The organism is Vibrio mytili, assembly GCF_049563345.1.
GTDB lineage: Bacteria > Pseudomonadota > Gammaproteobacteria > Enterobacterales > Vibrionaceae > Vibrio > Vibrio mytili.
Genome location: NZ_CP110481.1, coordinates 1606295 through 1629686, shown reverse-complemented (window position 1 = coordinate 1629686; position 23392 = coordinate 1606295). Strand labels below are relative to the sequence as shown.

Below are 23392 nucleotides of genomic sequence, written 5' to 3'. Positions count from 1 at the left end.
TATTACTCCTTATGGGGTCACAATATTGAACCAGAAAGTAAAGTTATCAAGCATGCCCACGAAGTCTTTCAACACTTGTGGATCACCATCTAGTTTAATCTTCCCGTCAGCAATGGCTTTCTCTAAAGTGATATTACCAAGCTGAACGTCATCCAATGTGGCCTTGGTCAGCTCCAGTGACACGTCCGGTTTTTCAGCCAGTTTTGTCGTATGGTTAAGCACCGAATTTTCTACATACAAAGAGTATTTCTCATCTAAATCGGTGAAGTTCATATTCATTACAAACGTTTTACCGGCGGCTTTTTCTGGCAAGATTCGAACGGCTAGATAGTCAAATAGCATTTCTGGTGGCATGTTTTTAATGATGTCTGGCGACGCAGTTGTCAGTCCACCACTACTAGGTACTCCATTCCTCAACTCATAAGCCCCTTGCAAGTAAACCGAACGCCAAGGACCGGATTCAGCTTGATAACCCAATTGTTCATAAGCATCCGCTAACAGTGCTTTGCCTTTTTCACTCCCAGGGTTAGCGAAAACCACATGTTTAAGCACTTCAGCCACCCAGCGATAATTGCCTTTGTCAAAGTCAGCTTGTGCCTTGTTGATGGCTTCAGCTTCACCTCCCATGTATTCAATATACTTCACGGCGGCGTCCGCTGGTGGCAGGTTGTTTAAGTCAGAAGGGTTACCATCGTACCAACCCATATAACGCTGATACACTGCTCGACTATTGTGGCGTAAGGTGCCGTAATAGCCTCTTGAACTCCAAGTGTTATTAATCTCGTTTGGAAACTCAATCATCTCTGAAATTTCTGAGCCAATGTAACCTTGGTTCATCAAACGAACGGTTTGGTCGTGTGTGTATTTATACATATCACGTTGTGTCTTAAAGTACTTAACGATGTCTTCCTGCCCCCACATTGGCCAGTGGTGACTTTGGAATTTCACTTCGACATCATCACCCCACATATCAATGGTTTCTTGTAAGTAGCTTGACCACTTCAACGCATCTCGAACCTGTGCGCCACGGAGAGTGAGGATATTGTGCATCGTATTAGTGGTATTTTCCGCCATCCAAAGGGCTTTTTTATCTGGGAACCAGATGTTCATTTCGGTTGGCGCTTCGGTACCTGGTGTGTATTGGAAAACCATTTTTACGCCGTCAATGGTGCGTTCTTCACCGGTTTTCTCGATGATATCGGTTGGCTTAATCATCGTAGCCATACCAGTAGAGGTTGTTTGACCCAAACCACCATTGACACCGCCTTTTTCATTTCTTGGTAGCATTGAGCCATACATATAAATGGCTCTACGCCCCATTGCGTTACCCGCAATCACGTTCTCAGACACAGCATGCTCGGTAAAACCAAGAGAGGCAACAATAGGAACTTTACCTGAAATCACATCTTTCTCATCAACAACACCTCGCACTCCGCCAAAGTGGTCAAGGTGACTGTGGCTGTAGAAAACGCCCGTCACAGGTCTTTCACCTAACTCTTTATTGATGAAGTCAAGTGCCGCTTTGGCTGTTTCTTGCGAGATAAGTGGGTCAAATACAATCCAGCCTGTATCGCCTTTAATAAATGTGATGTTGGATAAGTCGTAGCCACGAACCTGATAGATACCATCGGTCACTTCAAATAGGCCATTAATCATGTTTAATTGGGCGTTACGCCATAAGCTCGGATTAACAGTGTCAGGAGAGGGTTTGTCTAAGCCTATGTACTTTTTATACGCTTCAAGGTCCCAAACAACGTCGCCTTTTTCGTTTTTGATTGTGACCACATCTTGCTTGGCGATAAAGCCTTTCTGAGCGTTCTCAAAGTCCTTCTTATCACTAAACGGTAAGTCTTGTTTGACTTGGTTGTTTACATCTATTGTGGATGTAGTTGCGTCTTTTGGGTCGGAGGCGTTAGCACTTAGCATCACTAACATAGCCAATCCCAACGTTCCTAATTGTCGCATGCCATTTCTCCTTATATGAAAGCTGCTTAGTAAGAATAGAAGATGATTAGGTGCAACGTGTGTGAAAGATGAATAGGTCATATGCGCTTGGGTAACGGCCGACGAGTAGTTTGCTCTTATTAGTCACTAATGCTTTGATTTATCGTATAAAAAATGAAAACGTAAGCGAAGAAGTTAGTTTGTCATTACAGAAAAATGGTTTCTCACTGTGATACCTATCGCGGTTGGTGGGCTTAAATATGTATTTCTTTGGTATTGTCGAGGTTGTTTGGTCGCTGATAGCGCAGATCGTTTACAACGTTAAAATTCCTAGTCAGAGCATGGTTCAAAACTTCGGTATGTATTTGTATTCTCATTTGAAAAGCTGAAATTGTGATTCATACTTAAAGCTCACGTTTTCGACGGACTGTATCATGACTCCCATTTTATATATTCAAGTTGGTAGCGTTAAGTGGGCAATACTAAGCGATGGTTCTTGGGTTGAAGTGTTGCCAACAGACCAAAACGTTCTGGGTGTTGAGACTCTGGTCATAAATACAGAGAGTCTAGACTTAGAACCCGATTCAGATTCCATTGATGTGGACTTTAATCAAATCGCGGCCCAAATAACCAGTGAGGCTTCATCGGCTTTTTCAGAGGATAATTCGGACTTTACTGAGTCGTCTGAAGGCGCGAGTTTTGTCAGTCATATCTTGGCTGTTCTGCCCGAGAAATTGGTTGAGGCCGGCTTTGATACCCGAGGTATAGCGTTATTCGATAACAAGAACGAGCAAGAGTTTTCTCATACAGTTGAAGGGCTGAGAAAAGATGCTGAGCTGACGGTCGATATATTAGACGGTGGTGATGGTTACGAAAACCAATTTGAAGTGCCTAGCGTGACCATTCAAGGTGGCGCGCTTGAGGTGAATGACGATTGGTAGAAAAAGGGGTTGATCCCGCACGTATAGAAGAGCAGGAGTTTAGTCAACACACATCGCTGACTAATCAGCTACAAGCGCGCAAAAGAAGAGCGATAGCCGTTATCGAAGTTCAGACGAAAGGTACTAAGCCTCGTTGGACTATTTTTAGCTCGGACACCTCGCTCACATCAAACTCAAAAGTGGAGGTCAACGATGGAAATTAAGCGCTTGGTATTATTAACACTTCTGTTTGCTCCCCATGTTACGTTTGCAGCTCAAGATGAGCAAAGCGATCGAATGTTAGTAGGTGTGGAGCCGTCGTTGGTTCCTATTGTTGAAGATTTAACTCAACACTCAAATGATCCCTTAAGCTATGTTGTTAGTGATTCGATTCCCGCAGATATGATTAAGGGAAATATGCAGGTTGCAATTATGTCCAGAAAGTGGACAGATGAAGAGATATCTCAGTTTTATATTGCCAAGGGATACAGGCCGGTTCGGCTGTTCTTTATGGCTGATGCTGGGGTCTTAGTGAGTCACAGTGACAGTGTGGCTGAAACCATCAGCTTTCAGAATGACGCAACTAGCAGCCTGTACTGCATCTCTAATCTGCATGCGTTAAAAAACACCGTGATAACTGATAATGTTTCCAGCCTAAGCCGTTGTGAAAACACGATGGATTTTTTAGACAGGCAAGCACTAAAAGGGAAACTCGATAGCGATAAGTCGGCAAAAGCGTACATCAAGTACGCTGAGGCGGTATATTCTGGGAATTGGGACGAATATAAAACACTGTCTGTTCAAACCAGCGGTAATAAGGCATTTGCGCCAACAGCTGAGAATATATATTCGGGCAGATACCCATTTTCTAATCTCTACTATTTGTATCTGGACAATGTCACAACTGCAACAGAGGGGTTGCACAATACCAAGTTGTTAAAACTGGTGACATCGGAGCAAAATGAGAGCGAAATCAGAGACAATGGCTATATTTCTTTACCAGTTACGTTACTTGAGAGAAATCAAGTAACGTTAGGTTTGAAGCCAGCCAGTATCCTTCATGGTTACAAATAAATGGGGCAAAACGTGAACAGAACCATAAGCAGTGAAAAGTAAGTTATCTAAAGGATGGAAGGGATAGATGCCAAGCTTTGATCGCTAACTTCTTTGATTGTGAACCAGAAAAAGCGGATTGAAATTGTTGCAAACACCAAGGCTAAACAATCAACATCAATTTATAGGGTTCACAAAAAGTTGCGCATAGATTTTAGTGCATCAGTGGCGTTTCATACCAATTAGGATTTATACTAGTTAATGATAACAAGTACTTAATTGGTGTCTTTACGACCTTATTGAGTATGTCAAAAACAACAGGAGCCTTAAATGAGCAGTGATAATGGCGGTATTCCCAAGCACAGTGGGAAAGCCAACCCCATAGATACCGATTACCAAGTCGGGCAGGACAATGTCGTATTGTCCGTAGGGCCTTTTGGGCTAGACATACATAACCGCGTGTTTGTTATTTCGGGGTTAGCAATTGTTATTTTCGTCTTTGCTACCTTGATTTTTAGAGAGCAAGTTGAGCCTCTTTTTGTTCACATGCGTTCTTGGCTAACCTCCAGTCTTGACTGGTTTTTCATCCTTTCCGGAAACATTTTTGTCGTGGTATGTCTAGGACTGGCGATTTCTCCTTTGGGTAAGGTCAGAATAGGCGGTACGGAAGCGTTACCCGACTATAGTTATGCTGGTTGGTTAGCAATGCTTTTCGCCGCGGGTATGGGTATTGGTCTAGTATTCTTCGGCGTATCTGAGCCAATGTCTCACTTTAGTACCGCGCTTGGCGGGACAGTCGTTGAGAATGGTGTGCGCACAGACTGGGCACCCTTAGCGGGAGCGATGGGCGATGTTGAAGCGGCTCAATCATTGGGTATGGCAGCAACCATTTACCATTGGGCTTTGCATCCTTGGGCGATTTACGCCTTGTTAGCTTTGGGGCTGGCAATCTTTTCGTTTAATAAAGGTTTGCCTTTAACTATGCGCTCGGTATTTTATCCAGTGTTCGGTGAGCGTATATGGGGATGGCCAGGACATATCATCGATATCCTAGCTGTGGTTGCGACCGTATTTGGTTTGGCCACATCGCTCGGTTACGGTGCTTCGCAAGCGGCGACAGGTTTAAACTTTCTATTCAATGTTCCGTTTAACGATACCACTCAGATTATTTTGATTATCGTTATTACTGCTTTTGCGTTGATATCCGTGCTTGCAGGGCTTGACGGGGGCGTTAAACGTCTTTCTGAAATCAACATGGTTTTAGCCGCTGTGTTGTTGTTTTTTATCGTGATAGTTGGACCAACCATCGCAATCCTAACTGGCTTCTTCGATAATCTCTTATCTTATGCTGAAAACTTCCCAGCGCTGTCGATGCCATTTAATCGTGAAGACATCAACTACTCTCAAGGCTGGACGTCATTCTACTGGGCATGGTGGATTTCATGGTCCCCATTCGTTGGTATGTTCATCGCACGTGTATCTCGTGGTCGTACAGTACGTGAATTTATTTTCTGTGTACTGATCGTTCCATCAACGGTATGTGTGTTCTGGATGACGGCGTTTGGCGGTACAGCGATCAGCCAGTTTGTTAATGATGGTTATGAAGCCGTTAAAGATGCAGAGCTACCACTCAAACTGTTTGAAATGCTAGAAGTACTGCCGCTGCACGAAATTACATCGTTTGTGGGTATCATCCTGGTTGTTGTCTTCTTTATCACGTCATCTGACTCTGGGTCGTTAGTTATCGACACGATTGCGGCTGGTGGTAAAGTTGATGCACCAACTCCGCAGCGTGTATTCTGGTGTACGTTTGAAGGCTTAGTAGCGATTGCATTACTCTTGGGTGGTGGTTTAGCTGCTGCTCAAGCAATGGCGGTGACGACAGGTTTCCCATTTACCATTGTTCTATTGATCGCAACCTTCTCGCTGATTTTGGGTCTAATGAGTGAGCCAAGAGGCAAGAGCACGGCGAAAGCTAGCAAATAATGGAAGAAACAAAAATCCGCCTTTTGGGGCGGATTTTTACTTAAGTGTATTAATGAATCCGACAGGCAAAGATATCTTTCTCTATCCGTGACCAATCCAAGTCTCGTTCGCTGATAATTTCGATGCGAGTATCTCGTCGATAGGCAACTTTATCCAAGTCGTGTTCGTCTTTAATTCGGTTGAAGTATCCCCAAGCGCTACCAATCCTTATAACTCCTTTAATACGACTCACGTCGGGTAAGTAGGTTAAGACCTTTTCAAGTTCCCAGTAATCAAAGCAATCATGAAATTAGTTAAACTCATGTGAAGGGTACTTTGATTTTTCGGCCTAGAATATTGCTAGTTCTCTGTTGTGTCATTGCTTGTAACCATTTTGAAAGGGGATTAGTGAGGCCCGAACTCAACTGCTAAGCAAGAACGATAATAAATTACCCTTGGCGTGGTCTCGAAAGTGCAAGTAAGTATGATATGCTACAGCTATATTTATTATCGCGAGACTTATGCGGTAAACATCGATGCATGTCATTGCAATCGAAACTTAATTAGAATGATAAGTGACTGATAGAATGACTCAGAGTTTCGGTTTCAACTTTTGTGCGAGTAAAGACAATATATGAAGAAAGCTATCTCCTTGGTAGTCGCGTTGATGGGGCTATCTGCATGTGTGACATCACCTACCAATAATCCCGTCTTATCCGACGCACACATAGCAAAATGTCAGGCTCTTGCAGGACTCGTCGTGACTCAAGATAACGACTTTAAACCAGCGCTTTCCATCTCTTCACTAATTTCAAATCAACCGCCAGTCGCAGCTGAAGATTTTAAAAATGGTGTATTAACATGCAGCATTGAGGGTGCGTCTGATACCGGATACGCCATCGCTTACGATGAGAGTTCTGAAATCTATCTATATGATAAATTTAACAGTGCGAGTAAAAAATCTGTGTTTCAACAGCTGATCGATAAAATTTCGGCTGAAGAACAAAGACTAAAAGATTTGGAACAAGTAAAACAACAGCAACCAGTCAGCACGAAACGTGAATCTGCTAAAGATAAGCAAATTCAGTTCTGCCTTGATTTTGGCGCTAGGTATGCAGACATTTTGAAGACGCATGGAATGACCATTACTGACATCTCAGTCCACGACTCTTGGGACAGTGGAAGCTCTGTGACGTGTGTAAACAATTATAAAGGTCACTGGACTGATGAATTGAATGACGGTGAAATGGAACCAATGCGAGAGCAACATATCGTTGATAAAACTTCCGGAGAGTATCAAACGATTTTTCGCTGATTTCTTCTATAACGGTAAAAGCAGTAAAAAAGAAAGCCCTACGTTTTAAGTAGGGCTTTTGGCTTTGTTAGCTACTTTGTAAAGTATGTATTTCATGAAAAACGTACTTTACACGTTGATTTTATGCGATGACTAAGAAGAATAATGCCGTCGCGATGATACCAATAAGTGCATAAGGGAACTGAGTGGTTGCGTGTTGCATTGCTGTACAGCCAGAGCCTTGTGCAGATAGGACAGTTGAGTCACTAAAGAAGCATGAGTGGCTGCCCGCAGCAGAGGCAGAAAGCAACGCAGCAACGGTCAGGTGCAGTGGAACGCCTAACTGCTCACCTAATGGCAGCACGATTGGCATGGCTACCGCAAATGTTCCCCAAGAAGACGCAGTCGCAAAGACCAAGCCACCAGTGATCATAAAGATGATGGCTGGGAAGTAAGATGCATTGAGGTAAGGGCTGACTGTTTCTATAACATAGCTTGTGACACCTAACGAGTCATTGACGTTTTTCAACATAAAGCCACCGATTACTGTTGCTAGTGGTAGCAGCATGACTTTAATGCCATCGTAAACCGCTTCAAACATGTCGTTCATTGAAATCAACCGTTGGAAGCCGTAAAAACAGACCGTAAAAATAATGGCAACAAACACGCCTGCCAGAAGATCGATACCGAAGTACCAGCTCGCCGCTACCAATACAATCATCGGGAGAAGGAAATTGATTAATCCCATTGTCGGATTGGTATGTGTCGCCACATCAGAACCAAAATCAACATCCGTCGCACCATCAGGGCGAACTTGACCGTTCTTGGCACGTAGTTCGGCTTTTTTCATTGCGCCCAAGTCAGGCAGCTTTTCCATAGCTACAAGGAGAACAATGGCAAGTGTAACCCAGCCATATGCCATGTATGGAATGGCTTCAATGTAGGTTTGGATACCTTTGCCTGTTTCCGCTACGCCGTTAGATTCCAGCAAAGAACTGAAGAAGATAGCCCATGTTGAAATAGGGACTAAGATACAGATCGGTGCGGCGGTTGAATCGACTAAGTAGGACAATTTTTCACGAGAAATTTGATAACCGTCTGTTACCTTCTTCATTGAAGAGGAGATGGCAATTGCGTTTAAATAGTCATCGATAAAGATCAAAATACCTAAAGCAAATGTCATCACCATAGACTGTTTGCGGCTTTTCACTTTTGTGACCAGCATATCTGAAAAGCTTAAAATACTGCCGCCTTTTTCTAGAATCGCGATTAGGCCACCCATCAAACCACAGACCAAGATGATCCACGCTATGGTTTCATCCATCATTACGGTCATGGATACATCAACAATTTGCTCTACTGCCTCAGTTGGGTTAAGCAGTAAAACACCAGCAATCGCGCCACTAAAGAGCGCTTCTACGGTCCGGTGAGTGGTTAGAGCGAAGACCAAAACCAGTGCCGTTGGCAATAAGCTCATCCAGCCATAATCTTGTCCTTCTTCATGGTTTAACCCAATTGAAGTAAAGAAAACAAATGTAGCGACCACGATTAAAGATACAATAATGTGTTGGCTATTCATTTTAAGCGGTGCATCCAGCACCTTTGTTTGCGTTGTCATAAATTCCAATTCCTTTGTTTATGCCGAGTGCAACATCCAGTCAATTTCCATCGGTGTGATAACGCGCTCAAACTCAGCAAGTTCGCTGCGTTTGCAAGCTAGATACATATCAATAAATGGCCTTGAAATATACAGATCTAGCTCACTGTTCTCCAATTGCTCTAGAGCTTCTGACATCCTCACAGGTAAGTCGATTGCATCATCACTGAGGGTCGGTGGACATTGTTCTTTAGTATATTTGTCACTCGCTAATACTGCGGAAAGTACTACTGCTGCGAGAATATAAGGGTTAACGTCAGCTCCGGCTATGCGATGCTCTATGCGGCGATTTTTGCTATCGCTAATAGGGACGCGTAATGCCACACCGCGGTGGTTTACCCCCCAATCAGCTTTTGTTGGGACGTAAGCGCCAGGTATAAAGCGTCGAAAAGAGTTAACGTTAGGACAAATTAAGCCCATTGCATCCGATGTCTGCTCTAACATCGCTGCCATGGTTTGATAAAATAGGGGGCTGGCTTGGCCATCTGCTTGGCTAAAATGGTTGTTACCATCGCTATCAACCAGACTTAAGTGAATATGCATTCCGTTACCCGCCTGTTCACTAAACGGCTTTGCCATGAACGTTGCATCAAACCCATGTTGGTGAGCGACTTGACGGATTAGCCGCTTGGCGATGACGATTTCGTCACAAGCTCTCAGCACATCGTTTGAGTGGTTGAAATTAATTTCGAATTGACCCGGAGCAGATTCTGAAAGTGCACCAGATGTATTTAAGCCTTGTTCAAGAGCGACTCTGTTGAGATCGGATAAGAAATCTGCGTAATCGTCTAACCCATCTAAATCATACACTTCGGTATCTTTTTCTCGTGTCTTCTTCGTTGGGTTTATGGCGGTTAGAGGCTCGCCGTTTACCCCACGTTGCTTATCGACTAAATAAAACTCGAGTTCGAGAGCAACACAAGGGTACTGGTCTCGTGCGTGCAACTTATCTAACATCGAAGCCACAATGTTACGAATGAATAGAGGGTTCGGATGGTTACCCGAATCGTCCATCATACTCAGTAGCAACTGACCGACCTGTTCTTTTGCTGTCGGCATTAATGTGCCGCTGATCGGAAAGCAAATGTTGTCTGGCTCACCTAAATCTTCCCCTAGGCCTGCTGCTTCAACTACATTCCCTTTAGTATCAAGACTGATAGTAGACAGAGGTAATGCGACGCCTTTATCCAGCTTTTCTAGTGCATCAACTGGGATGCGCTTTCCCCTTGGTGTGGCGTTAATATCGGTAAATATAAGGTCCACGAACTCAATATTGGGCCATTTTTGTTTAAAATTTTTAACTTCCTGTAAATACGGTTCCATTTTACTCTCCAAGTGGCCAGGTGAGTCGAAATTAGAGATAACCAAGTTAACAATTAAATTACAAAACGTTAATTAAAATTACGGTTAAATTGGTTATATTTAATTTAAACAATGACTTATTGCCGTTTTATTGTTTCTGGCGGCTGTTTTTACTTTTTAAAAAAGTTAACTATTTTGTAACAGTTGGGTTTGTTTTGTTCAATATAATGAGCGTAAATATCGACTTTTATGCGCTAATTGGTGATCTTTATCACGTTAATTCAATTAAAATCTATATCTGTGTTGATAATTTTGTACACGGTTTGTAGTGTTGTTGTTAAATAAATCGAACACGGATGTGTCATGTCAAATACACGTAAACCCATCATTGGTGTCGTGAGCTGCACCAAGGAATTGGGTGGATATCAAATTCAGGCCGTCAATGACTTTTATCTTCAGGCAATCAAGGACTTCGGCGGTTTACCAATGATTCTTGCACCGGATATGGCGAGTGAAGAAGTGGGGCAAATTTTAGAAGTGTGCGACGGTTTCTTATTTCCAGGCAGTCACTCAAACGTTGCTCCGTCTCGTTACAACGCTGACCATGTTGAAAACAAGAAAGATGAAGCACGAGATGAGCTTGCGCTTAACTTGATCAGACACGCAGTGGATAAAGACATCCCTTGTCTAGGTATTTGTCGTGGTTTCCAAGAGATGAATGTTGCTTTAGGTGGAACGCTAAATCCTGCAGTGCATGACTCTGGCTTTAATGATCATCGAGAAGCGCCAGTTGATGATTTCGAACAAAAATACGCACCAGCACATCTAGTATTGGTTCAAAACGAAAGTTTATTTGAGCAATGGTTGGTTAGAAATCATTGGGAGAACACGCGCTTTTTTGAAGTGAATACGTTACACAATCAAGGTGTTGAGCAACTCGCTCCACAGCTCAAAGTAGAAGCTAAAGCGCCAGATGGTTTAGTCGAAGCATTTAGTCTGGCTGGGCAAAAATATTTTGTTGGCGTGCAGTGGCACCCAGAATGGAAAGCAAAAACAAATCATTTCTCACAAATTTTATTTAAAGAATTTATTATGGCGGCTTCTCTTTAATTTTTGGAGCCACATGAATGGACAATCAAGAGATTGGTAAAAATATTGTTCAGCTAAGAAAAAAACATGGATTGTCTCAGCGAGAACTGGCTGAGCGAGCAGGGATTACACATAGTGCGATCTCATCTATCGAAAACGGTAAGGTAAGCCCATCGGTTAGCTCGTTGCAAAAAATAGTGAACGTTTTTTCTTTATCTCTATCTGAGTTCTTCATTTTTGAACAGACTCAGACTGATGACGTGAAAGTTATCGTAACACCGGAAGAGCTTGTCGAAATGGGCAGTGAAACGGTGTCGATGAAATTGGTGACTAACGGCAGCAAAGAACAGGTCATTGGATTTCTGATAGAGGAATATGCTCCGCACGGAACCACGGGTACTGCGGAAATTAAACACGAGGGCGAAGAAATCGGCACGGTGTTAGAGGGTGAAATTACTCTGGAATACAAGGGTCGATCTTTTGTCTTAAAAGAAGGTGAGTCGTACGTTATTGATACGACGCAACCACACAGGTTTACAAATCACACAGACAAGGCTTGTCGAATGATAAGTGCGCATACGCCAACCACTTTCTAAGTGGTGCTTGCCTTGTGTGATAACAAGGAGAGCGTATGAAAACTCAAGAGCAATGGATTGAACTCAAAAACAATCTAAACATTGAAAACAGGGCGTATATTAATGGTGAATACAGTGCCGCAGTGGGCGGAAGCACCATCCCTGTCGTCAACCCAGCAACGGACGATATCATTACTGAGATCGCCCGTTGCCAAAGTGAAGATGTTGAACTTGCAGTAACATGCGCTCGTGAAGCATTTAAATCAGGTCAGTGGAGTGAAAGCAGTCCTGCCCATCGTAAAGCTGTTTTAAAACAGTTTGCTGATCTGATTGACGAAAACTGTGAAGAGTTAGCATTACTTGAAACGCTTGATACGGGTAAACCTATTTCTCACAGTTTTTCTACTGATATTCCGGGTGCGGCGAACTCGCTGCGTTGGTATGCAGAAGCGATTGATAAAGTGTACGGTGAAGTTGCCCCGACAGAAAAAGACGTTCACGCCTTTATTTCTCATCAAGCGATTGGTGTTGTCGCCGCTGTGGTCCCTTGGAACTTCCCACTCTGGTTAGCTTGCTGGAAACTTGGTCCTGCACTTGCAGCAGGTAATAGTGTAATTCTAAAGCCTTCTGAAAAATCTTCTCTCACTGCAATCTTCTTGGGTCAACTTGCTGCACAAGCAGGGTTGCCAAAGGGTGTATTCCAAGTCATTACTGGCTTTGGTCATGAAGCGGGTGATGCGTTAGCCATGCATAATGATGTTGATTGTATTGCCTTTACAGGATCTACACGCATCGCAGGCCAATTAATGATTCGTTCAGGAGAAAGTAATCTTAAACGCGTATTTGCAGAAGCAGGTGGTAAGAACGCTAATATCGTATTCGAAGATTGTGATGATTTAGACCGAGCCGCAGCGGAAACAGCCGCTGGTTGTTTCTATAACCAAGGCGAAGTTTGCGTAGCAGCGACACGACTGCTTGTTCACGAAAGCATTAAAGAGCAGTTTGTTGAAAAAGTCATCGAAGCAGCCAAAGCGTTTGCAACAAAAGATCCAATGGATCCGAGCTCTTCTATGGGCGCGCTTATTGACCAAGACCACAAATCAAAAGTGTTGGAATACATAGAATTAGGCCAGTCAGAAGGTGCAACACTACGCTGCGGTGGCAATGTTGAAGGGCAAGGCGCTTTCGTTGAACCAACCATCTTAGATAACGTGGACAACCAATATCGAGTTGCCCAAGAAGAGATTTTTGGCCCGGTACTATGTGTGATTCCTTTCAAAGATGAAGCGCACGCTATCGAAATTGCAAACGACTCAAAATACGGTCTTGGCGCAGCACTTTGGAGCAGTAACATCAACCGAGTACATCGCGTCGCTAAACGTCTGCAAGCAGGTTCCGTGTGGGTGAATAACTACAACGAAGGTGACATGACGGTCCCATTCGGTGGGTTCAAAATGAGTGGTAATGGCCGAGATAAGTCTCTCCATGCCATAGAAAAATTTACCGAAACCAAAACAACTTGGATTCGCCTTCATCCATAAGCCTGACGATTTAAGATTAATAAAGGAATATCTCTATGAATAAGCATACAGATTCGTTCTACGCGCACTCAGTTCCGAATATGCCAGACTATCCTCAGCTGCAAGACAATATTGAGTGTGATGTATGTGTCGTTGGTGCTGGTTTTTCTGGCCTTTCTTCAGCGCTTCACCTCGCTGAGAAAGGATTTAAAGTGGTAGTGCTTGAAAGCGCGAAAGTGGGTTTTGGAGCAACGGGTCGTAACGGTGGCCAGATCGTTAACAGTTACAGCCGAGATGTTGATGTGATTGAAAGCCGTTACGACCACCACCAAGCTAAAGCTCTGTGTAATATGATCTTTGAAGGCGGCGATATCATCCGTGGTTTAGTTGATAAATACGATATCGAGTGTGATTTAAAGCAAGGTGGCTTGTTTACAGCGCTAAATAAAAAACAGCTAAAAGGTCTGGAAGAACATAAGAAAAACTGGGAGCGTTACGGTAATGACCAACTAACCTTGTTAGATGCTGGTGAAGTGGAACAAGCCGTGGGTACTAAAGTATATTCGGGTGGTCTTTTGGATATGCGTGGTGGCCATATTCACCCACTGAAACTGGCGTTAGGCGAAGCAGCAGCGTTTACTTCACTTGGTGGCCAACTTTTTGAACAGTCCGCGGTTGTATCGATTGATAAAGGTGTTAACCCGGTAGTGAAAACCGCGCAAGGTAGCGTGAAGAGCAAGTATGTCGTACTTGCAGGCAACGCATACCTTGGCGGCTTAGCACCAAATATCAGCAATAAAGCAATTCCTTGTGGCACGCAAGTAGTGGCAACTCAACCTCTAACGGAAGATCAACTTAAGCAAGTACTCACGAGTGACTACTGTGTTGAAGATTGTAACTATCTACTCGATTACTTTCGCTTAACCGCCGATAAGCGTCTGTTATTTGGAGGAGGCGTGGTTTACGGAGCGCGTGACCCAGAAAACGTCGAAGCTTTGATCCGTCCGAACATGGAAAAAGTATTCCCTCAGTTGAAAGGCATTAAGATTGATTATGCCTGGACAGGCAACTTTCTACTGACTTATTCGCGTATGCCTCAATTCGGTTCTTTTGCTGACAACATCTATTACCTGCAAGGGTACAGCGGTCATGGTGTTACTTGTACACACCTTGCAGGTAAGTTGCTGGCAGAAGCTTTGACTGGACATGCTGAACGCTTTGATGCATTCGCAGCACTAAAACATTATTCCTTCCCAGGTGGCCGACACTTCCAAATTCCATTTACTGCGATGGGAGCAGCTTATTACAACCTACGTGACAAACTGGCGATTTAAGAGATAAGGAACATCCAATGAGTAAAGTCGTTAAATTTGCAGCCCTTCAGCTAACTAAGAGTTGGGATCTGGAAGACAACCTAGAGAAAGCAAAAAATTCGATTCGTGAAGCGGCACAAAACGGTGCGAATGTCATTCTTCCTCAGGAACTATTCGCTGCTCCTTACTTTTGTAAAAAGCAAGAAGCGAAGTATTTTGAACTGGCAGAAGAAAAAGAAAATTGTCACTTAATCAAAGAGATGAGTGCGTTAGCAAAAGAGCTGGGTGTGGTTATTCCAGTGAGCTATTTTGAAAAAGCGGGTAACACGTTTTTTAACTCGTTAGTTATGATTGATGCTGATGGCACCGTACTGGATAACTACCGTAAGTCTCACATTCCTGATGGTCCGGGTTACAGTGAGAAGTACTACTTCAGCCCTGGTGATACCGGTTTTAAAGTGTGGCAAACCAAGTTTGGTAAGTTTGGCGCTGGTATCTGTTGGGATCAATGGTTCCCTGAGCTTGCTCGAAGCCTTGCTCTACATGGTGCAGAAGCGATATTCTATCCGACAGCAATCGGTTCTGAGCCGCAAGATCCAACATTGGATTCTCGTGATCACTGGCAGCGTACGATGCAAGGTCACTCTGCGGCAAACTTAGTCCCTGTCATTGCGTCAAACCGAGTTGGCACTGAAGTGGACGATGGTATTGAGACTACATTCTACGGCTCTTCTTTCATTACTGACCACACGGGTGCAAAAATTGCGGAAGCTCCGCGTGAAGGTGAAACGATTATTTACGCAGAAATAGACTTAGATGCTACAGCAAAAGCAAGACACGCTTGGGGACTGTTCCGTGATCGTCGTCCTGAGCTATACACGAGTGTTGGTAAATTAGCTGTTTAAAGAGGCATTAGCATGAAGTTGTCTACTACTCCGTTGCAAGATGGTTTCTATTTCCCGGCTGAATTTCAGCCGGTAAGTGAAGTGTGGTTAGCGTGGCCTGAGCGACGTGATAACTGGCGTGATGGTGCTATTCCAGCGCAAGAAACGTTTGCCAGAATCGCAAACGCGATCGTTGAAGTCACCAAAGTGAGTGTTGCTGTATGCACCCACAACTTTGACCGAGCACGTCAGTTGCTGCATCCAGATGTTCGTTTGGTGGAAATCCCATTTAATGATGCATGGATGCGTGACATTGGCCCGACCGTACTGATTAATCAAGCTGGTGAGCGCCGAGGCATTAGCTGGACGTTCAACGCATGGGGTGGTGAATACAACGGCCTGTATGATAATTGGCAGCAAGACGATCTCGTTGCAGGTTCGGTTTGTGACGTTATCGGCATTGATTATTACCGAGCCCCATTTGTACTGGAAGGTGGCTCAATTCACACCGATGGTGAAGGTACGCTTTATACCACTGAAGAGTGCCTGTTAAGCCCTGGTCGTAACCCGCATCTTAGCCAAGCGCAAATTGAAGAGCAGCTGAAAGAATATCTCGGCATCGAAAAAGTCATTTGGGTACCAAATGGTTTATTCAATGACGAAACCGATGGTCACGTGGATAACTTACTTCATGTGATTGCACCGGGCAAAGTCGTGTTGAGCTGGACTGATGATCCAAGTGATCCACAGTATGAACTTTCACGACAAGCTGAAAAAGTGCTGAAGTCACAGCAAGACGCTAAGGGACGAAACATTGAGATCGTACGATTACCATTGCCAGGGCCGTTGCACTACAGTGAGGCTGAAGCCAATGGTGTTGACGCGAGCGCAGGAATGAACCGACATGCTGGCGAGCGACTCAGTGCTTCATATGCAAATTTCCTTATCGTCAATGACCACGTGTTCCTACCAATGCTTGATCAAAAAACGGATTCGCTTGCGAAAGAAATTTTACAAAACGCGATGCCACAATATGAAATCATTGCTATACCGTCAAGAGAAGTGCTGCTTGGCGGGGGGAATATCCACTGTATAACGCAGCAGATCCCGGCTTAATGTCGAATGCTTCGCCACTATTCCTTTGATGGGGGTGGCGTTGAAAAGCAGTTAAAAGGAATAACCATGGAACAGATAAAAAACAAAAGCCTTCTTTCGTTCATGGTGGCGAGTGAAGCACAGGGTACAGCAGTAACTAATCCTGCTACTGGAGAGGTTATTGGTTATGCGCCAGTGACAACAGAAAGCGACATTCTTGACGGTATTGAACGCGCGAGTGTTGCGCAAAAAGAATGGGCGGCACTACCGGCAAAAACGCGTTCTGGCATGCTCAATCGTTGGTACCAACTTCTGCTTGAGAATAAAGAAGATCTGGGTCGATTGATGACGTTAGAGCAAGGTAAGCCGCTTGCAGAGGCTCAAGGTGAGGTTCTTTACGGTGCAAGTTTTATCGAATGGTTTGCTGAAGAAGCAAAACGGACTTATGGTGACACTATTCCAGCACCGAGTGCGGATAAACGTATTGTAACCATCAAACAACCAATCGGAGTCGCTTGTGCAATAACGCCTTGGAACTTTCCAATTGCGATGATAACGCGCAAAGCTGGCCCAGCTTTGGCTGCGGGTTGCAGCTTTGTTGTTAAACCTTCAGAAGCTACCCCTTTTTCTGCCTTTGCAGTGGTGGAGCTCGCTTACCAAGCTGGAATCCCTCGTGATGTACTGCAAGTAGTGCTGGGTGAAAGCTCACGTCAAGTTGGTGCTATTTTTACGTCTCATCCACTGATTCGTAAGCTGTCTTTCACTGGTTCTACTCAGGTAGGTAGTGTTCTGATGCAGCAAAGCGCGGGTGACATAAAACGCACATCAATGGAATTAGGTGGTAACGCACCGTTTATTGTATTTGATGATGCCGATATCGATGCGGCTGTGACAGGTGCTATCGCTTCTAAATTCCGTAACGCAGGTCAAACATGTGTCTGTGCTAACCGTTTCTACGTACACAGCAAAGTGTATGACGAGTTTGTTGCTAAGTTTGATGCTGCTGTTCAACAGCTTAAAGTCGGCAATGGTCTGGAAGAGGGCGTGAATATTGGTCCTGTGATCAACGAATCAGCAAAGCAAGGTATTCAAGCTCTCATTGATGGCGCAATAGAGCAAGGCGCTAAACCAGTGTCTGAGATAAAAGAACTGGATGGCCTGTTCATGCAGCCTGTGGTGCTGAAAAATGTCACTCACGACATGAAGATTGTTTCTGAGGAAATCTTCGGCCCTGTCGCACCCGTAATTCGCTTTGATAGCGATGAACAGCTTATCGAAATGGCGAACGACACCATCTACGGTCTTGCTTCTTACTTCTACAGCCAAAACATTCATCGTGTTTGGAAGATTGCTGAGGCACTTGAATACGGAATGGTCGGTATTAATGAAGGCCTCATCTCTACTGAAGTGGCTCCTTTTGGTGGGGTTAAACAGTCCGGTATCGGACGTGAAGGGGCAAAACAAGGTATCGATGAATACATGGACGTGAAATATCTCTGCTTTGGCGGCAACTAATTAAGTTAAGGACATCACAATGACAAACCAACAACTACACGAAAGAAGAAGCCAAGTAATTGCGCAAGGCATGGGGGCTCTTTACCCACTTTACGTCGAGAAAGCTGAAAATGCGCACGTATGGGATATTGAAGGGAATAAATACATCGATTTCGCAGCAGGAATTGCAGTAACGAATACGGGGCATTCTAACAAACGCATTAGCGAAGCGGTAAAAGCTCAGTTGGATAATTTTTCACATACTTGCGCTATGGTCACGCCATATGCATCGTTTGTGGAGCTGGCAGAAAAACTGACAGAACTGGCACCAGGGGAAACTAAGAAGAAAGCGATCTTCCTGACCACAGGTGCAGAAGCGGTAGAGAATGCAGTGAAAGTGGCACGTGCACATACCGGGCGCAGCGGTGTTATTGCATTTAAAGGTGGGTTCCACGGTCGTACGAACATGACGATGGGTCTAACGGGTAAAGTTGCGCCTTACAAAGCGGGGTTTGGTCCATTCCCGAACGAAATTTACCATGCTCCATATCCAAACGCGTTCCATGGCATCAGCGTTGAGCAAAGTTTGCAAGCATTAGAAGACCTATTCGCTTGTGACATCGAACCATCACGTGTCGCTGCAATCATCTTCGAACCTGTGCAAGGCGAAGGTGGTTTCTACAAAGCGCCTGAAGCATTTGCACAAGGTCTGCGTCAGCTGTGTGACAAGCACGGTATCATGTTGATTGCAGATGAGATCCAGACGGGTTTTGCTCGTACAGGTAAAATGTTTGCGACAGAGTACCTAGGTATTGAACCAGATCTAATGACAATGGCAAAAGGCATTGCTGGTGGTTTCCCAATTTCTGCCGTGGTTGGTAAAGCGGACGTGATGGACTCTGCGCTACCTGGTGGCTTAGGTGGTACCTACGCTGGGTCACCATTAGGTTGTGTTGCTGGCCTAGAAGTGCTGAAAATTATCGAAGAAGAAGATTTATGTGCGAAAGCGATGGGTATCGGTGAAGTGGTTAATGCACGCATGACGAAGCTGCAGCAATCCGTGCCTGCTATTGGTGAAATTCGTACGACAGGCGCGATGATGGCGATTGAATTCATGGATCCAGAATCGGGTCAGCCACTACAAGACATGACAAAAGCTGTCATCAGTAAAGCACAAGAAAATGGTCTGATTTTGCTTTCTTGTGGGGTGAAAGCGAACGTGATTCGCTTGCTTCCTCCGCTGACTATTGAGTCGGAAGTGCTTAACGAAGGTTTAGACAAGTTGGAAAACATCATTCTAGATTTATACCAATCGTAGTGAATAACCGGTCAGTCAAGCTGATTAAAACGCTCGATAACTTCGTGAACTTTTCGTTGTAAAGAAAGTTGGTTGTAGAATAACGACTTACCGAAAATTTTCGCCTAGTTCTCAAACTTTTTTCTACGCCATTTCTGAGCACTTATTTACTGTGAATGGTGTTAGCCTAATACGCGAATGAACGTGATTAAGAAAAGGGGAAGTGGCCAGTCGGTCGCTTCCCCTTTTTTGTATGTATAGTATGACGTCATGGGTATTCGTTCTAGGACTTGGAAAGCTTCATCACAATCTGAGGAAGAAGCGAAGTCACGATCATCCCTAACATCAAACTATATTGGAATGGGGTAAAGGTTTCACCGAGGAGCAGCAATCCCGATAAAATACCGGCAATTGGGTTGATAATGTTGCCAAAGGTGAAGTCAACGACCGACATTCTTTGCAGCAACCACACATACATGGTGTAGCCTAACGCTGTGTTAAGGACGATGATCCAAAGTAGCCCCAATATATTAACGACGGAAGTATTGCTTAGTGCGCTTAGATAGGGATCAGGATTTAGACTCGCTAAGATACCGGATAAGATAGAAAGTAACACACCGCCAATGAGCAGTTGCCACGTGAGCACGGTCCACCAATGCATTCTTGTTCCCAGCGCTTTGGTTACGCTACTACCAATCACGATACACATGATGGCCGAAAACATCGCGATCAAGCCAACTGGATTGAGAGTCATTGTTTTCGGATTAAATAAGAGCCAGGCAAGTATGACTAAGGCAAGTCCTCGACATGCTTGCAACGCGGTTGGTTGGCGTTTATACACAATCCAACTATAGAGCATGGCGAATACGGGCAACGAAACCATTCCTACACCGGAAATTGCGGCGGGCAAGGTGAGAGCCATCACAAAAATAAGACAAAAGAAAAAGGCGATGTTGATGGTGCCCAGTGCAAATAGTGCTTTCCATTCATGCTTTTTGGGTAAGGTCGGCTTTATTGCAAGCAAGATTAGACCAGCCGGAAGCGCCCGCAGTGCCCCAAGTAAAATGGGTGGCCAATCTGGTACGGTAAACTGCGTGACGGCATAGGTTGTCCCCCAAAAAAAGGCAGGGATCATCGCAAGTAATATATTCATGTAAAATATCTTTATGTTAAGATAATTAAGTGCAAAGATACGCTCTAGGTTACTTTTTGTAAAGTAACTAAGGCTATTTGAGTATATAAAGTCGTGAGTAACTGATGTCGCTTTGGAGAAATATAAGTAATGGACGCAATAGACAGGCTTGTCGAGCAATGGGACAAAGAATTGCCTACTCTCGATACTGAACCAATGGCGATCATGGGGCGTTTGCTAAGGATTGCAAAACATATGGAGAATCGTGTTGCAGAACTTCATAAGCAGTACGATTTAAAAATGGGGGAGTTTGATGTTTTGGCCACGTTGCGTCGTGCAGGCACACCTTATCGTCTGACCCCTTCGGCGTTGATCGAGTCAATGATGCTTACTTCAGGCGCGATGACTAACCGTTTGGATAAACTGGAGAAGAAAGGCTTCATTTCTAGAGAGCATAGTAAAGAAGATCGGCGCAGCGTTACTGTCGAATTAACCAAACATGGCGTACAGTTAATCGATAAGTTGATTTTGGAGCATGTTGAAGTTCAGCGCGGTTTTGTCTGCGATTTGTCTGATGAGGAAAAGAGCAGGCTTAATGATGCGTTGAAGCTTTTGCTACCTCAGTTCGAATAAATCCAAATAGGCTACGTTAATGAAAACCAAAGAATTAGAGAAGTATCTAGATACATTTAATTGCGCTGAAAGTGACTTTCCTTTTGGCCCAGAAGCGCTGGTTTTTAAGGTAAAAGGTAAAATGTTCGCGTTGCTCTCGCATCGTAATGGTCGTGATTATGTCAGTGTAAAAGTAAAGCCTGAAGATGGTGAAGTTCTCTCCGCGCAATTCGAGGATATTACGCCCGGTTACCATCTGAATAAACGCCACTGGATTACCGTGTATTTCAACGGTGATGTCGAAGATGGACTCATTCAGGATCTATGCCTGCGTTCATACCAACTTGTTGTCGCAAAGTTAACTAAGGCACAGCGCACCGCTTTGGGTTATTGACTCGTACTTTTACCTAACCCACAACAGCTAAATTTAAATGAGTGCTTTAGCTGGTGAAAAACTCGCACCTTTCCAAACTTAGGGCTATACAGAAAGTATCAGGGCGGAATAGGGGAATGGTATGAGATCGTTATCTGATTGGCTCAAAGCCTATGGCGAAAGTCATCAACACCCAGTCAATCGAAAAATCCATACGATTGCCGTTCCAGGCATCTATCTTTCCGTTGTCGGGTTGATTTGGTCTATTCCGCAACTGCCTATTGCTGGCTATCAAATCAATTGGGTATGGTTAGCGGTTATACCGGCATGGGTTTTTTATTATCGTCTTTCTTTGAGCGTGTTCATGATGATGTTGGGCTACACTCTCGCATGCATCGGTCTCATTTGGTCGCTAGAGGTTTTACAGCTTCCTGTTCTTTATATTTCTCTTATTTTGTTTGGTCTGTTATGGATGTTGCAATTCATCGGCCATAAAATTGAAGGGACTAAACCTTCCTTTTATGAAGATCTCCAATTCTTGCTCATTGGGCCCATTTGGGTGTTTAGAAAGCAATAGCGTGAAACGAAATAATCCAACTCTATTCCCAATAAGGGAGACATCCTTTATTGGGGATGGCTTGGAGGCATGAAATTTATTCTAAATCACACTATGCTTAACGGAGTGAATATGCTGTGAAATTGGGTGACTATAAATTTGTGGTGACCCCTTTTTGACACGGTCACGTATTGGTGATCAAAAGCGGAGGCCCTATGTATAACCGCGAGCGCAAATACGCTTATTGGCGAGAAGAGCGTAAGAAAGGTAAATGGAATTACATCTTTAAGTCTTTCTTTATGATTTGCTGCGCGTTGTTACTAGGGAAACTTATTGGGTTATTGGTTTTCGGGCCGTTACGTTCGTTATCGGATATTTGGATTCAGCTGCCTGCTGACCTGTTCATCATGATGTTAGTCGGTTTTCCTATCAGTGTGATCGGTTGGTATCACGAGGAGTCGAAGTTTTTCCGTGCGTTAAGGCGGAAAGAAAAAAAGCAAATAATCGCGCGGAGCAACCACACAAAATAGGGTACGCATCGTTAGTATTTGATTTTTACGTTTGAACGATCGTATGTTTTACGACATGAGGTCGAGTTGCTTTTGATATTTTTGTTCTAGGACCTCATTGCCGGCAGCGCGTTCCAGTTCAATCATAAGCTGTAACGACGGCTTTTTCATTCCATAGGTTTGATTGAAGCGCATTAAACGGATTCTTGCTTCGGTATATTGGCCATCGTCTATTTCTAATTTAGCCAGTTGTAAAATCGATTTTGGTCTGTGTGGATCGTGATCAATCGCCCGAGCAAAATAGTATTTCGCTTTTTCAGTATCTTTTGCTTTCAGAGCACAAAACGCAGCGTTTTCATAACTCGCTGGGATCAGAAAATAGTAGGGCTGCTCTATTGCTCGATTAAACATCTGATCTGCTTCATCGTAGTCGCCTCGTTTGCACAGAAAAGTACCGTAGTTATTAAGCACGTTACCGTTTTTGGCATGTTGGCGTAGGGAAAGTTTGTACATCTTTTCTGCTTTTTCCTCTTCTCCAACGGTTTCGTAATAGTGTGCCATTGAAAGTTGAGCGCGATAGTACTGCGGAGCATGGGTGAGGGCTTGTTGCAAATTATCGTGTGCGCGAATCATGTTTCCACCGTCTAGATAGCCAAGGCCGAGCGCAATTCGAGATTCCGCCATCGTGACTGGGTCGGTTTTGGTGACGGCGTGGCCATCCTGATTTACGGTGACACAACCTACTAGTGCAAACTGACCCATCAATAGGAGTAACCCTAACGTTAATGTTTTCATTCTTCGCCCTTAT

21 protein-coding genes and 1 pseudogene are annotated in these 23392 nt (G+C 44.1%); 16 read left to right on the top strand and 6 right to left on the bottom strand.

Annotated features, from left to right (window positions below):
* Positions 1-9: 9 nt before the first annotated feature.
* A complete protein-coding gene (locus tag ONE56_RS07525) occupies positions 10-1935 on the bottom strand; it encodes an alkyl/aryl-sulfatase (RefSeq protein ID WP_423840500.1) in 1926 nt (641 codons plus the stop codon).
* Between the two features lie 443 nt (positions 1936-2378).
* On the opposite strand from ONE56_RS07525, the gene ONE56_RS07520 reads away from it, so the two are divergent.
* The 3 genes from ONE56_RS07520 to ONE56_RS07510 all read left to right on the top strand — a co-directional run bounded on the left by ONE56_RS07520 (position 2379) and on the right by ONE56_RS07510 (position 5903).
* Positions 2379-2885, top strand: coding sequence for a hypothetical protein (locus ONE56_RS07520; protein ID WP_423839597.1), 507 nt, complete (start codon positions 2379-2381; stop codon positions 2883-2885).
* Between the two features lie 192 nt (positions 2886-3077).
* Positions 3078-3938 carry a substrate-binding domain-containing protein gene (locus ONE56_RS07515; protein WP_423839596.1) on the top strand — a complete coding sequence of 287 codons (861 nt, stop codon included), beginning with the start codon at positions 3078-3080 and terminating at the stop codon, positions 3936-3938.
* Between the two features lie 309 nt (positions 3939-4247).
* On the top strand, positions 4248-5903 hold the full coding sequence (locus ONE56_RS07510; RefSeq protein ID WP_423839595.1) for a BCCT family transporter: 1656 nt from the start codon (positions 4248-4250) through the stop codon (positions 5901-5903).
* Between the two features lie 49 nt (positions 5904-5952).
* Here the strand turns inward: ONE56_RS07510 and ONE56_RS07505 are convergent.
* Positions 5953-6174: pseudogene (locus ONE56_RS07505) on the bottom strand (GTP-binding protein); the annotation flags it as partial.
* Between the two features lie 342 nt (positions 6175-6516).
* Between ONE56_RS07505 and ONE56_RS07500 the strand changes: the two are divergent.
* Positions 6517-7197 carry a hypothetical protein gene (locus tag ONE56_RS07500; RefSeq protein WP_423839594.1) on the top strand — a complete coding sequence of 227 codons (681 nt, stop codon included), beginning with the start codon at positions 6517-6519 and terminating at the stop codon, positions 7195-7197.
* Between the two features lie 121 nt (positions 7198-7318).
* Here ONE56_RS07500 and ONE56_RS07495 read toward each other — a convergent pair whose 3' ends face one another.
* Both ONE56_RS07495 and ONE56_RS07490 read right to left on the bottom strand, forming a co-directional pair.
* Entirely contained in the window at positions 7319-8794 is a 1476-nt protein-coding gene (locus tag ONE56_RS07495) for a Na+/H+ antiporter NhaC family protein (RefSeq protein ID WP_331437512.1), read from the bottom strand.
* 18 nt (positions 8795-8812) lie between these two features.
* Complete coding sequence (locus tag ONE56_RS07490) at positions 8813-10156, bottom strand: glutamine synthetase family protein (RefSeq protein WP_423839593.1); 1344 nt, start codon at positions 10154-10156, stop codon at positions 8813-8815.
* A gap of 342 nt (positions 10157-10498) precedes the next feature.
* On the opposite strand from ONE56_RS07490, the gene ONE56_RS07485 reads away from it, so the two are divergent.
* From ONE56_RS07485 to gabT, 8 genes are all read left to right on the top strand, one after another.
* Positions 10499-11245 carry a gamma-glutamyl-gamma-aminobutyrate hydrolase family protein gene (locus ONE56_RS07485; protein ID WP_408058810.1) on the top strand — a complete coding sequence of 249 codons (747 nt, stop codon included), beginning with the start codon at positions 10499-10501 and terminating at the stop codon, positions 11243-11245.
* A gap of 17 nt (positions 11246-11262) precedes the next feature.
* Positions 11263-11820: an HTH-type transcriptional regulator PuuR gene (gene puuR / locus ONE56_RS07480; protein WP_331437510.1), complete on the top strand. Its 558-nt coding sequence runs from the start codon at positions 11263-11265 to the stop codon at positions 11818-11820.
* 35 nt (positions 11821-11855) lie between these two features.
* On the top strand, positions 11856-13340 hold the full coding sequence (locus ONE56_RS07475; RefSeq protein WP_423839592.1) for an aldehyde dehydrogenase: 1485 nt from the start codon (positions 11856-11858) through the stop codon (positions 13338-13340).
* Positions 13341-13375: 35 nt separating this feature from the next.
* Positions 13376-14653, top strand: a complete 1278-nt coding sequence (locus ONE56_RS07470) for an FAD-binding oxidoreductase (RefSeq protein WP_331437508.1) — start codon at positions 13376-13378, stop codon at positions 14651-14653.
* Between the two features lie 17 nt (positions 14654-14670).
* Positions 14671-15537 (top strand): N-carbamoylputrescine amidase, encoded by an 867-nt coding sequence (gene aguB, locus ONE56_RS07465; RefSeq protein ID WP_331437507.1) that lies wholly within the window; start codon positions 14671-14673, stop codon positions 15535-15537.
* A gap of 12 nt (positions 15538-15549) precedes the next feature.
* Positions 15550-16632: an agmatine deiminase gene (gene aguA / locus ONE56_RS07460; RefSeq protein ID WP_331437506.1), complete on the top strand. Its 1083-nt coding sequence runs from the start codon at positions 15550-15552 to the stop codon at positions 16630-16632.
* A gap of 66 nt (positions 16633-16698) precedes the next feature.
* The gene (locus ONE56_RS07455) at positions 16699-18126 is read left to right on the top strand and encodes an NAD-dependent succinate-semialdehyde dehydrogenase (protein WP_331437505.1); all 1428 of its coding nucleotides are present in this window, start codon (positions 16699-16701) and stop codon (positions 18124-18126) included.
* Between the two features lie 19 nt (positions 18127-18145).
* The gene (gene gabT, locus ONE56_RS07450) at positions 18146-19423 is read left to right on the top strand and encodes a 4-aminobutyrate--2-oxoglutarate transaminase (RefSeq protein WP_331437504.1); all 1278 of its coding nucleotides are present in this window, start codon (positions 18146-18148) and stop codon (positions 19421-19423) included.
* A 262-nt stretch (positions 19424-19685) separates the two neighbouring features.
* Here the strand turns inward: gabT and ONE56_RS07445 are convergent, their stop codons facing one another.
* On the bottom strand, positions 19686-20555 hold the full coding sequence (locus ONE56_RS07445; RefSeq protein ID WP_331437503.1) for a DMT family transporter: 870 nt from the start codon (positions 20553-20555) through the stop codon (positions 19686-19688).
* 129 nt (positions 20556-20684) lie between these two features.
* Between ONE56_RS07445 and ONE56_RS07440 the strand changes: the two genes are divergently transcribed.
* The 4 genes from ONE56_RS07440 (at position 20685) to ONE56_RS07425 (ending at position 22605) form a co-directional block, all read left to right on the top strand.
* Entirely contained in the window at positions 20685-21167 is a 483-nt protein-coding gene (locus ONE56_RS07440; protein WP_041154429.1) for a MarR family winged helix-turn-helix transcriptional regulator, read from the top strand.
* A gap of 19 nt (positions 21168-21186) precedes the next feature.
* Positions 21187-21540, top strand: coding sequence for an MmcQ/YjbR family DNA-binding protein (locus ONE56_RS07435; protein WP_041154428.1), 354 nt, complete (start codon positions 21187-21189; stop codon positions 21538-21540).
* A gap of 121 nt (positions 21541-21661) precedes the next feature.
* On the top strand, positions 21662-22096 hold the full coding sequence (locus tag ONE56_RS07430; protein ID WP_331437502.1) for a DUF962 domain-containing protein: 435 nt from the start codon (positions 21662-21664) through the stop codon (positions 22094-22096).
* Between the two features lie 194 nt (positions 22097-22290).
* Positions 22291-22605: a hypothetical protein gene (locus ONE56_RS07425; RefSeq protein WP_331437501.1), complete on the top strand. Its 315-nt coding sequence runs from the start codon at positions 22291-22293 to the stop codon at positions 22603-22605.
* 48 nt (positions 22606-22653) lie between these two features.
* On the opposite strand, the gene pilW is transcribed toward ONE56_RS07425, so the two are convergent.
* Positions 22654-23379: a type IV pilus biogenesis/stability protein PilW gene (gene pilW / locus ONE56_RS07420; protein WP_331437500.1), complete on the bottom strand. Its 726-nt coding sequence runs from the start codon at positions 23377-23379 to the stop codon at positions 22654-22656.
* Positions 23380-23392 lie beyond the last annotated feature (13 nt).

Coding starts and splice junctions, on each gene's coding strand:
- ONE56_RS07525 (WP_423840500.1), bottom strand. CDS start 1,935: ATGTTAGTGATGCTAAGTGCTAACGCCTCCGACCCAAAAGACGCAACT.
- ONE56_RS07520 (WP_423839597.1), top strand. CDS start 2,379: ATGACTCCCATTTTATATATTCAAGTTGGTAGCGTTAAGTGGGCAATA.
- ONE56_RS07515 (WP_423839596.1), top strand. CDS start 3,078: ATGGAAATTAAGCGCTTGGTATTATTAACACTTCTGTTTGCTCCCCAT.
- ONE56_RS07510 (WP_423839595.1), top strand. CDS start 4,248: ATGAGCAGTGATAATGGCGGTATTCCCAAGCACAGTGGGAAAGCCAAC.
- ONE56_RS07500 (WP_423839594.1), top strand. CDS start 6,517: ATGAAGAAAGCTATCTCCTTGGTAGTCGCGTTGATGGGGCTATCTGCA.
- ONE56_RS07495 (WP_331437512.1), bottom strand. CDS start 8,794: ATGACAACGCAAACAAAGGTGCTGGATGCACCGCTTAAAATGAATAGC.
- ONE56_RS07490 (WP_423839593.1), bottom strand. CDS start 10,156: ATGGAACCGTATTTACAGGAAGTTAAAAATTTTAAACAAAAATGGCCC.
- ONE56_RS07485 (WP_408058810.1), top strand. CDS start 10,499: ATGTCAAATACACGTAAACCCATCATTGGTGTCGTGAGCTGCACCAAG.
- puuR (WP_331437510.1), top strand. CDS start 11,263: ATGGACAATCAAGAGATTGGTAAAAATATTGTTCAGCTAAGAAAAAAA.
- ONE56_RS07475 (WP_423839592.1), top strand. CDS start 11,856: ATGAAAACTCAAGAGCAATGGATTGAACTCAAAAACAATCTAAACATT.
- ONE56_RS07470 (WP_331437508.1), top strand. CDS start 13,376: ATGAATAAGCATACAGATTCGTTCTACGCGCACTCAGTTCCGAATATG.
- aguB (WP_331437507.1), top strand. CDS start 14,671: ATGAGTAAAGTCGTTAAATTTGCAGCCCTTCAGCTAACTAAGAGTTGG.
- aguA (WP_331437506.1), top strand. CDS start 15,550: ATGAAGTTGTCTACTACTCCGTTGCAAGATGGTTTCTATTTCCCGGCT.
- ONE56_RS07455 (WP_331437505.1), top strand. CDS start 16,699: ATGGAACAGATAAAAAACAAAAGCCTTCTTTCGTTCATGGTGGCGAGT.
- gabT (WP_331437504.1), top strand. CDS start 18,146: ATGACAAACCAACAACTACACGAAAGAAGAAGCCAAGTAATTGCGCAA.
- ONE56_RS07445 (WP_331437503.1), bottom strand. CDS start 20,555: ATGAATATATTACTTGCGATGATCCCTGCCTTTTTTTGGGGGACAACC.
- ONE56_RS07440 (WP_041154429.1), top strand. CDS start 20,685: ATGGACGCAATAGACAGGCTTGTCGAGCAATGGGACAAAGAATTGCCT.
- ONE56_RS07435 (WP_041154428.1), top strand. CDS start 21,187: ATGAAAACCAAAGAATTAGAGAAGTATCTAGATACATTTAATTGCGCT.
- ONE56_RS07430 (WP_331437502.1), top strand. CDS start 21,662: ATGAGATCGTTATCTGATTGGCTCAAAGCCTATGGCGAAAGTCATCAA.
- ONE56_RS07425 (WP_331437501.1), top strand. CDS start 22,291: ATGTATAACCGCGAGCGCAAATACGCTTATTGGCGAGAAGAGCGTAAG.
- pilW (WP_331437500.1), bottom strand. CDS start 23,379: ATGAAAACATTAACGTTAGGGTTACTCCTATTGATGGGTCAGTTTGCA.